At 70.5% G+C, this 9,564-nt stretch carries 6 protein-coding genes; 2 read left to right on the top strand and 4 right to left on the bottom strand.

Features of this window, described 5'->3' with window-relative positions; translation table 11 throughout:
• Positions 1-198 precede the first annotated feature (198 nt).
• The 4 genes from manD to HZZ10_RS18455 all read right to left on the bottom strand — a co-directional run bounded on the left by manD (position 199) and on the right by HZZ10_RS18455 (position 4,759).
• Complete coding sequence (manD, locus tag HZZ10_RS18470; protein WP_056135576.1) at positions 199-1,434, bottom strand: D-mannonate dehydratase ManD; 1,236 nt, start codon at positions 1,432-1,434, stop codon at positions 199-201.
• Between the two features lie 63 nt (positions 1,435-1,497).
• A complete protein-coding gene (locus HZZ10_RS18465; RefSeq protein WP_056135574.1) occupies positions 1,498-2,388 on the bottom strand; it encodes a carbohydrate ABC transporter permease in 891 nt (296 codons plus the stop codon).
• Complete coding sequence (locus HZZ10_RS18460) at positions 2,385-3,365, bottom strand: carbohydrate ABC transporter permease (protein ID WP_056135570.1); 981 nt, start codon at positions 3,363-3,365, stop codon at positions 2,385-2,387. The genes HZZ10_RS18465 and HZZ10_RS18460 overlap by 4 nt, the downstream gene beginning before the upstream one ends.
• The gene (locus HZZ10_RS18455; protein WP_218928955.1) at positions 3,365-4,759 is read right to left on the bottom strand and encodes an ABC transporter substrate-binding protein; all 1,395 of its coding nucleotides are present in this window, start codon (positions 4,757-4,759) and stop codon (positions 3,365-3,367) included. Before HZZ10_RS18455 ends, HZZ10_RS18460 begins: the two co-directional genes overlap by 1 nt.
• Before the next feature lie 300 nt (positions 4,760-5,059).
• Between HZZ10_RS18455 and HZZ10_RS18450 the strand changes: the two genes are divergently transcribed.
• Both HZZ10_RS18450 and HZZ10_RS18445 read left to right on the top strand, forming a co-directional pair.
• The gene (locus HZZ10_RS18450; protein WP_179914632.1) at positions 5,060-7,219 is read left to right on the top strand and encodes an Ig-like domain-containing protein; all 2,160 of its coding nucleotides are present in this window, start codon (positions 5,060-5,062) and stop codon (positions 7,217-7,219) included.
• 170 nt (positions 7,220-7,389) lie between these two features.
• A complete protein-coding gene (locus HZZ10_RS18445) occupies positions 7,390-9,258 on the top strand; it encodes an Ig-like domain-containing protein (protein WP_179914631.1) in 1,869 nt (622 codons plus the stop codon).
• Positions 9,259-9,564: the final 306 nt, after the last annotated feature.

The following is a 9,564-nucleotide window of genomic DNA, read 5'->3' as shown; positions in this document are numbered from 1 at the left end:
CCGCCCAAGCCCCCCGCACGACTCCCCCCGGATCGGGACGGCACGAGGTCTCACCGTCCGGCACGAGGTCGTACCCCGAGGCACGAGGTCGTACGGACACGCCAGATCTCAGCTCTCGACCCGGTCTTCTGGCGTGTCCGTACGACCTCGCGGCCAGGCGGGCGACCTCGCGGTCGGGCGAGCGGACCCGCCGTCACGTCACCAGTCGTGGACGGTCCCGTCGGCGAGGCGGTTCACCGGGAGGTACGCCGGGGCGTAGGGGTGGCCCGCGGCCATCTCCTCGTCGAGCTCGACGCCGATGCCGGCCGTCTCGCCCGGGTGCAGGTGACCGTCGGTGAAGGTGAAGGCGTGCTGGAACACCTCGTGCGTCCGGTCGGTGTACCCCGAGTACTCCTGGATGCCGAAGTTGTGGATCGCGAGGTCGAGGTGGATCGCCGCGGCCATGCCCACGGGCGAGATGTCCTCGGGTCCGTGGATCGCACTCTTGATGTTGTGCTGCGCGGCGTAGTCGAAGAGCTTGCGCAGCGGCGACACCCCGCCGAAGTGCGTCACGGCCGAGCGCACGTAGTCGATGAGCTGCTCGCCCACGAGGGTCTGGTAGTCGAAGACCGTGTTGAACACCTCGCCGATCGCGAGCGGGGTGGTCGTGTGCTCGCGGACGAGGCGCAGCGCGTCCTGGTTCTCGGCGGGCGTGCAGTCTTCGAGCCAGAAGAGGTCGTAGGGCTCGAGGGACTTGCCCAGGCGCGCCGCCTCGATCGGCGTGAGGCGGTGGTGGGCGTCGTGCAGCAGCGGGATCTCGGGACCGAACTCGTTGCGGACGGCCTCGAAGACCGTCGGGATGTGCCGCAGGTAGGCGCGGGTGTCCCAGTCCTCGACGACGGGTCGAGCCGTCTGGTCGAGGCGCGGGGCACCCGCGACCCCGTCGGCCTCGGCGATCGCGGTGCCCTGGTGCACGCCGTAGACGGTCTTGAGCCCGGGGACGCCCGTCTGGATGCGGACGGCCGTGTAGCCCTCGGCGAGACGCGCGCGGACCGAGTCGAAGAGCTCGGGCAGGTCGGCGCCGTTGGCGTGGCCGTAGGTGCGGACGCGGTCACGGCTCGCGCCGCCGAGCAGCTGGTAGAGCGGCAGGCCCGCGACCTTGGCCTTGATGTCCCACAGCGCGACGTCGACCGCGGCGATGGCGGCCATCGTCACCGGGCCGCGACGCCAGTACGCACCGCGGTAGAGGAGCTGCCAGGTGTCTTCGATGCGGTGTGGGTCTGTGCCGATGAGCAACGGTGCCACGTGGTCCCGCAGGTACGACACGACAGACAGCTCGCGGCCGTTGAGCGTCGCGTCCCCGAGCCCTGTGTACCCGGTGTCGGTGGTGATCTTCAGGGTGACGAAGTTGCGTCCGGGGTTGGTGACGATGACCTGGGCGTCGACGATCTTCATGAGGTTCTGCGCTCTTCCTGTGGTGTGTGGCGAGTGGTGCGGTGCTGCGTGGTCGAGCCGGGCTCAGCCCTTCGTCGCTCCGGCGGTGAGCCCGGCGACGAGGTACTTCTGCCCGAAGACCGCGGCGAGGACCACCGGCACGGTCATCAGGGCTGCTGCGGCCATCAGACCACCCCAGTCGGTGCTCGCGTACGAGATGAAGCTGAACAGCGTCACGGGCATGGTCTTGGTGTTCTCGTCGGCGAGGATCAGCGCGAACATGAAGTTGTTCCAGCTGAAGATGAAGGCGAGGACCGAGGCCGTCGCCGTGCCCGGGGCCGCGAGCGGCAGGGCGATCCGCCAGAAGGCCCCGAAGGCCGTGAGGCCGTCGGTCCGGGCAGCCTCTTCGAGCTCGACCGGGAGCCCCTCGAAGAACCCGATCATGATCCACAAGATCAGCGGCACCGAGACGAACATGTGGCTGAGGATCAGCACCGTGTAGGTGCCGACGAGGCCCACCTGCGCGAAGAGGTAGTACCAGGGCACGAGCAGCGAGACGGCCGGCACGATGCGCGCGACGAGCACGACCGACCCGGTCCGCTGCATCGAGAAGCGTCCGACGGCCCAGGCTGCCGGTACCGCGATGACCACGGAGAGCGCTGTCGACGCGACGCCGACGATGAGCGAGTTGCCCATCGACCGCAGGATCTCGCCGTCGGCGAGGATGCTGCGGAAGTTCTCGAGCGTCGGGGAGAAGATCAGGCCGACGCTCGGGTCTGTCACCTGGACGTTCGTCTTGAGGGCCGCGGCGATCATCCACACGACGGGCATCGCGAAGATCAGCGAGACGACGGTGATCGCGAGCGCCCGGAGCCACCCCCACGGGGAACGGCGCGGTGGGCGCAGGACGACGGGCGGGCGGGTGGTGGCCGCAGGCCCGGGTGACCCGGCAGCTCGCGTGGCGACGGTGCTCATGCGGACTTCCTTCCGGAGCGGAGCCGCAGCAGGACGACGACACCGATGATGAACAGGGTGAACAGGACGAGGACCGCCGAGGCGAGGCCGTACTCCTGGTAGTCGAAGGTCAGGCCGTAGGCGTAGACGTTGAGGGTCTCGACCTCGAAGCTCGAGCCACCCCCGGCGCCCTTGGTGGCGTAGAGGATGTCGAAGGTCTTGAGGGCGTCGACCGCGCGCAGCACGAGCGCCGTGAGCAGCGTGGTCCACAGCATCGGCAGGATGATGTGCCGGAACCGCTGCCAGGCTGTCGCCCCGTCGACGCGGGCGGCCTCTTCAGGCTCTTCGGGCAGGGTGGTGAGCCCGGCGAGCAGCAGCAGGGTCATCATGGGCGTCCACTGCCACACGTCGATGAGCATGAGGGTGGGCAGCGACTGGCTGACCGAGCCGAGGAACTCCTGCGGCGGGATGCCGACGAAGCCCAGCAGGTGGTTCGCGATCCCGTTGGTCGGGTCGAGGATCAGCAGCCAGAGGATGCCGATCGCCACAGGCGTCGCGAGCAGCGGGATCATGAGGACCGTGCGGACCACGCGCATGCCGCGGAAGGCCTTGCGCATGAGCATCGCGAGGGCGAGCCCGAGGACCACCTCGAGGGTCACCGCCACGACGGTGAAGATCACGGTGCGCCAGGCTGCGGGCCAGAACCGCCGGGCGTCGGTCAGCGCGTCGGCGTAGTTCTGCAGGCCGATGTACCGGTTGTCGGCGTTCACGGCACCGAAGGCGTCGGTGAAGCTGAGGTTCACGGTGAAGATCAGCGGGAACACGATCATCAGGCCGACGAAGGCGAGCGCCGGGGAGAGCATGAGCCACTTGAGCCGGCGGTTCGCCTGCTCGAAGGTGCGCGGGGCCTTGGGCCCCCGCGGGCTGCGCCCGGTGCTCGCGATCGGGGCAGGGGTGGTGTCGGGGATCGACGGGGCGTCCGTCGTGCTGCGGCTCATCAGAACTCCTGCTGACGGTTGTCACGGTCGAGGAAGTCGCGGAACTCCGCGTCGGCGTCGGCCGCGACGGGCCCGACGTCCTCGCCGAGGATCCCGGCGACGAGCGGACGGCCGACGATGTCGCGGGCGCGCCCGACCTGGATGACCTCGGGGCGGTCGTGGCCGATGCCGTTCTCGGCGTTGATCCGCATGGTCTCGGCGAGCTCGGGCGGGAAGGAAGCGAGGGTCTCGGGGTCCGACCACGCCGACTGGCGTGCGCCGGGGATGCCCTCGGCCTGGAGCCGGGCGACCATCTCCGGGCTCGAGGCCCACTGCACGAAGGCCCACGCGTCGTCCTGCATCCGCGAGAACGCGTTGACGCCGATGCTCCACGACGGGATGTTGTGCGGCCTCGAGCCTGCCGGGCCGGCCGGGAAGGGCGCGAAGCCGACGGTCTCCTGGACCGTGGAGATCGACGGGTCGAGGAAGTTCGAGTAGATCGCGTCGGCGTCGACGTAGAAGGCGGCCTTGCCCTGCGCGAAGATCGGCATGGCCTGCTCGAGGCTCATGTTGGTGGCTCCGGGCGGACCGGCCTCGTGCAGCAGCCGGCCGTAGTACTCGTAGGCCGCGACGGCCTCGGGCGTGCCGATGCCTGACGCCCCGTCGTCGAGGGTGAAGTCGCCGCCGAAGGAGTAGAGGAAGCTCGACCACTGGCTCACCGCACCCGCGCGCTGCCCGCGACCGACGAAGCCGAACTGGCCGTTGTCGCGGTCGGCGAGCTCGAGGGACATGGCGAGCAGGTCGTCGAGGGTCTGCGGCGCCCCGCCGAGGCCCTCGACGAGGTCCTTGCGGTAGTAGAGCGCAGGACGCTCGGTGACGACCGGGACGCTGAGGACGTTCCCGCGGGTGATCGAGCGGTCGCGCGGCGCCTGCTGGAAGTCGTCCCAGGCGAAGGCGGTGTCGGCGACCCGGTCGGTGAGGTCGGCCATCCAGCCGTTCCGGGCGAAGAGCAGCTGCTCTTGGAGCGCGCGGACCATCATCACGTCGATGTCCGTCGCCGAGGCGTTGAGCTTGACGTTGTAGGAGTTGGACAGCTGGTCGGCGGTGAGCATCTGCATGGAGACGCGGCGGCCGATCATGTCCTCGAACTCGGGGAAGTACGCCGAGATCGCCTGCGACCAGACGTGGTTGATGGCCATGACGCGCAGGGGTGCGTCAGGGCTCGGGGTGCCGCTGCGGGGTGAGCAGGCTGTGAGCGCGGCAGTGCCGGCGGCAGCCACGAGCAGCTTGCCGAAAGACCTGCGGGACAGCGGGGCGCTCGTGAGCGCGGGGCCTGTGAGCGGCTCGCTCGGGCGCCCGCCGCTCACGCTGCGCGGACCGCCGGTCGTGCCGGTGGCGGGGCGGATCAGGGACATCGTCATCCTCGTCGCTCTCTGGCCCGCAGCGTCGCGGGGCCTCGTGCTCTGGTGGTGGCGTTCTGGGGTGGAGCTCTGGGGTGCTGCCCCGGCGGTCGTGGTGTCGGTCGTCTGACGTGGTGCTGCGGACCTCGCTGCCCGACGAGACCACTGGTCCAACTGGTAGGACCAGTTGGACCGTATCAAAGTCCACAGGGTGACACCAGTCCCGTGGAACCTGCAGACCGCGAGCGCCCGTGCCGATAGACGGGTAGCAGCGGACGTCTCCGCAGCCTCGGCCCATGTCCCAGGAGGACAGCCATGCGCACTCGTCGCACCCAGGCGACCCACCCGTCCCGTCGGCGAACCGAGGGCCTGCGCCGTCTCGCGGCCGCCGCCCTCGCCCTCCCTCTCGCGCTCGGGACGCTCGCCGCCACGGCGCTGCCCGCCTCAGCAGGTGAGCCGCTGATCCACATCGTGCACAGCCTGGACGCCTACGCCGGGGTCCCCGGACCAGCGACCTTCACGTGCGAGGACTCCCCCGAACGGCCCCTGGTAGAGGCTCGCTGGGACGCGTCAGGGCAGAGCAGCGGCTCGGCCGAGCCCGCCTCGCCGGGCAGCGGCACCTTCTCCTTCACCGCTGACGTGGTGTTCCAGGTACCTGACGTCCGGTGGACGCTCGGGCTGACCTGCGACTACTCCTCCGATCAGACCGACATCGAGACCTACGCCATGCTCGTCGACGTCACGAGGCAGAAGCAGGCCACGTCGACCGTCATGACCCTCGACCCCGCACGGGTCAACCCTGGCTCCGCGGTCTACGCCACGGTGACCGTCACCACGGTCGACGGCCCCGCGACCGAGGGGACCGTGCAGTTCTCCGTCGACGGCAACCAGCTCGCGGGCACCTCCGAGCTCGACGGTGCCGGCACGACGATGGCTGTGATCCCTGGCCTGGGCACCGGCTCGCACGAGATCTTGGCCGAGTACTCCGGCTCCGGCACCCTGGCCTCCTCGTCCTCAGTGGAGACCGCCTGGGTCAAGGCTGTCCCGGGCGTCGACCTCAGCGTCCCCGCCTCCGCCGCCTCCGCCGACGTCGTGCTCTCCGCCACCGCGACGGCATCCTCAGGCTTCGGCACCCCGACCGGGTCGGTGACGTTCTTCACCGACCAGGAGGTCTCCCTCGGCCAGGCGGTCCTCGTCGACGGGCACGCGACCCTCTCGATCCCTGGGCTGCTCCTCCCCCGCGACTACGAGATCTTCGCCGTGTACTCAGGAGACGACGACTACACGAGCAAGGCATCCACGGTCCGGGGCCTCACCGTCGTCCAGCCGCCTGTCGCGCAGCAGACCACGACCACGCTGAAGTTCTCGCCCACGCCGGTCTACTCCGGGGACCCCATCATGGCGACCGCAACTGTCACCACGACAGATGGCGCTCCAGTGACCATCGGGACCGTCCAGTTCTCGTTCGAGGGCCAGGACGTCGGCAGCCCCGTCGGCCTCGGCACGGACGGGACCGCGAGCCTGCCCTTCCCGTGGCAGGCAGCAGGCGAGTACAAGGTCGCGGCCACCTACGCCGGCGTCGGGACGTTCGCCGGGTCGAGCACCGAGGGCCAGAAGCTCACGGTCATCCAGCGCCCCCAGGAGACCTTCAAGGCGACCCCGACCGTGACGCTCACCGTCCCGGCGAAGATCTCGACGCCGAAGGTCGAGGTGTCGGTCGCCGTCACCGGTGAGGTCATCTGGACCCTCGCCGACGTGACGGCCGCGAGCCCGGTCCCGTCGACCCCGACAGGCACTGTCACCGTGAGGTTCGTCAAGGGAGGGACGCCGTACACGGCGACGCTCGTCGACGGCGTCGCGACCTTCACCGTGGACGCGCCGGCTCCTGGCACCTACGAGGCCGAGGCGTCCTACTCGGGCGACGACTTCTACTGGGCGGCCTCCGACGTCACCCCCACAGTCGTCGAGGCTCCGGTCGTCACACCCCCGGTCACTCCGACGCCGGACCTGACCGGGTCGACCACGACGCTCGCGCCTGGCGAGAAGATCACGCTCGTCGCGCGCGGGTTCCTGCCCGGCGAGACCGTCGAGTTCGTCCTGCACTCTGACCCGGTCGTCCTCGGCACCGCCGAGGCCGACGCCGACGGCGTCGCGACGCTGGTCGTCGCCCTGCCCGCCGGGGTCCCGGCCGGTGAGCACCACGTCGAGGCCACCGGGATGACCTCCCTGCGGACGGCCCAGATCCCGGTGACGGTCATCGCGGACGTCACGGTCGTCACCCCGCCGGTCGTCACGGCACCTGTCGTGACGGTGCCCGTCGCCGCAGCCCCGGTCGTGGCCGTGGTCGTGCCTGCGGCTCCGCTCGCGTCGACCGGCGCCGAGCTCGGGTCGACCGCGCTGCTCGTCAGCGTGCTGCTCGGGTCGGGCGTGCTCCTGGTCGTCGGGCGACGCAGGTTCGGTGCGCTCGCGGGCTGAACCCTCCCGCTCCATCTCCAGAGCCCTCGACCGTCCGACGGTCGGGGGCTCTGGCGTCTCCGGATATGAGATTCCACCGCCGGCACCTCTCACGGGTGCAGCGGTCCTGCCGATAGACCGTCAGCAGCGGACGTCTCCGCCGCTTCGGCCCTTGTCCCAGGAGGACAGCCATGCGCACACGTCGCACCCCGGCTCCCCACACGTCCCGGCCCCGTGCCACCCGACTCCGCGGCCTCGTCGCCGCGCTCCTCGCCGCGCCGCTCGCCCTCGGCACGCTCGCCGCCACGGCGCTGCCGGCCGCGGCCGAGCCATGGGGCGGACAGGTCGCCTACGACAGTCCTGTCGTCGTCGGCAAGGACCTCCCCATCCTCATCACGTGCCCGGACGACGAGATGCTCCCGTCGGTCGGCGCGATCTGGGAGATCACCGGTGGACGTCACGGCGAGGCGGTCTTCGCCCGGAGCAACGACGGCACCAAGAACTACTCCGCGACGGTGGTCTTCGACGCGGTCGGAGACCAGGAGCTCATGGTCACCTGCGAGCTCGCTGAGGGCGGCTCGATCCAGTTCCCGACGTACGTCGACGTCGAGCCGGCACCCCTCGTCGTCGAGGACACCACGACCGCGATCCGCTTCTTCCCGGCCGCCGTCGAACCTCGCAACCCGATCAGCGTCGAGGCCAAGGTCGTCGGCACAGCGGGCATCGCGCAGGGCGGGTCTGTCCAGTTCTCACTGCGCGGGCAGGCCGTCGGCTCCCCGGTCCCGCTCCAGAGCAATGGCTACGCGGTCACGGACATCCCCAACCCGGGGCCCGGCAGCTGGGCCGTGACCGCCACGTACTCCGGCACCGAGCTCTACAAGTCCTCGACCGAGACCAAGAACGTCTGGGTCAAGACGACGTCGATCGTCACCGCCGCGATCCCCGACCGCGTCCGCGCACCGCAGACCACGCTGCACGCAGCCGTCGTGCAGGCACCCGACTTCCCGGCCCCGACCGGGACGATCACCTTCAGGTACAGCGAGGGTGCGATCTTGGGCAAGGTCCAGCTCGTCAACAGCACAGCCGTCCTCCAGCTCCCCGACCTCGCCCCCGGCGTCTACGAGGACGTCATCGCGATCTACTCGGGCGACGAGAACTACGGTGACGGCGGCAGCGCGTACCGCGACATGATCGTCGACCCGCCGATCCCCACCACACCGGTCAAGAACGCATCCGCCGTCACGGTCGGCGTCCCCCTCGCGATCACCGGCACGCAGGTCCCGGTCACGGTGAAGGTCGAGCCCGGCATGCACGAGACCTCCATGGGCGCCACGAGTGTCGCGACCCCGTCCGGCACCGTCGCCATCACGCTCGGCAAGGGTGGACCGCGTCAGAAGGTGACCCTCGTCGACGGGACCGCGAGCGTCGTCTTCGACGGCGTGGCACCGGGCACCTACGAGGTCGAGGCCTCCTACGCCGGTGACCAGTACTTCGAGGTGGGCTACGGCTACGCGCCGACCACGGTCACCGCGCCGGTCGTCACCCCGCCCGTCGTCACACCGCCGGCAGCGCCCGCGCCGGACCTGTCCGGCTCGACCTCGACCCTGCCCGTGGGCGGGACCATCACCCTGGTCGCCCGTGACTTCCTCCCCGGGGAGACGGTCAGCTTCTACCTGCACTCCGACCCGATCTTCCTCGGGACCGCTTTCGCCGACGCGAACGGTGTCGCGACCCTCGTCGTCGCGATCCCGGCGGGTGCTCCCGCCGGCGAGCACCACGTCCGCGCGACAGGCGCCACCTCGCTGCGCACCGCGGAGATCCCGGTCACCGTCACCGCGGCTCCGGTCGTGACGGCCCCGATCGTCACCGTCCCGGTCGCCGTGCCGGTCGTGACGCCCGTCGCGGCGGCACCCGTCGCAGCAGCAGTCCCGGCTGTCGCTGCTCCGCTCGCCTCGACAGGTGCCGAGCTCGGCTCGACCGTGCTGCTCGTCAGCGTGCTGCTCGGCTCGGGTGCGCTCCTGCTCGCCGGTCGCCGACGTTTCGCCTCCCTCGCGGGCTGAGTCCTCCAGCTCCATCTCCAGAGCCCTCGACCGTCCGACGGTCGGGGGCTCTGGTGTCTGCGCTGCCGCGCAACCCCGCTGCGCCTGCCCGGTCGCGCAGGCCGCACCAGCTGCGCAGCCGGTAGCTGCACAGCCGGCCCAGCGGCGACGAGGCGAGTCTCTCGACGTGATTTCCACCGCCTGCACCTCTCACGGGCGCTGCGGTCCTGCCGATAGACCGTCTGCAGCGGACATCTCCGCAGTCTCGACCCTTTGCCCAGGAGGACAGCCATGCGCACTCGTCGCACCCCGGCTCCCCACCCGTCC

This window comes from Sanguibacter inulinus, assembly GCF_013415325.1.
In the GTDB taxonomy this organism is placed as follows: Bacteria; Actinomycetota; Actinomycetes; order Actinomycetales; family Cellulomonadaceae; genus Sanguibacter; species Sanguibacter inulinus.
Note: the sequence above shows the minus strand (reverse complement) of the source record. Positions and strands in the feature narration are given on the sequence as shown.

What these genes read in the sequence shown, in the direction of transcription:
- HZZ10_RS18460 (WP_056135570.1), bottom strand. Translation starts at nt 3,365, where the DNA reads ATGAGCCGCAGCACGACGGACGCCCCGTCGATCCCCGACACCACCCCT.
- HZZ10_RS18455 (WP_218928955.1), bottom strand. Translation starts at nt 4,759, where the DNA reads ATGTCCCTGATCCGCCCCGCCACCGGCACGACCGGCGGTCCGCGCAGC.
- HZZ10_RS18465 (WP_056135574.1), bottom strand. Translation starts at nt 2,388, where the DNA reads ATGAGCACCGTCGCCACGCGAGCTGCCGGGTCACCCGGGCCTGCGGCC.
- manD (WP_056135576.1), bottom strand. Translation starts at nt 1,434, where the DNA reads ATGAAGATCGTCGACGCCCAGGTCATCGTCACCAACCCCGGACGCAAC.
- HZZ10_RS18450 (WP_179914632.1), top strand. Translation starts at nt 5,060, where the DNA reads ATGCGCACTCGTCGCACCCAGGCGACCCACCCGTCCCGTCGGCGAACC.
- HZZ10_RS18445 (WP_179914631.1), top strand. Translation starts at nt 7,390, where the DNA reads ATGCGCACACGTCGCACCCCGGCTCCCCACACGTCCCGGCCCCGTGCC.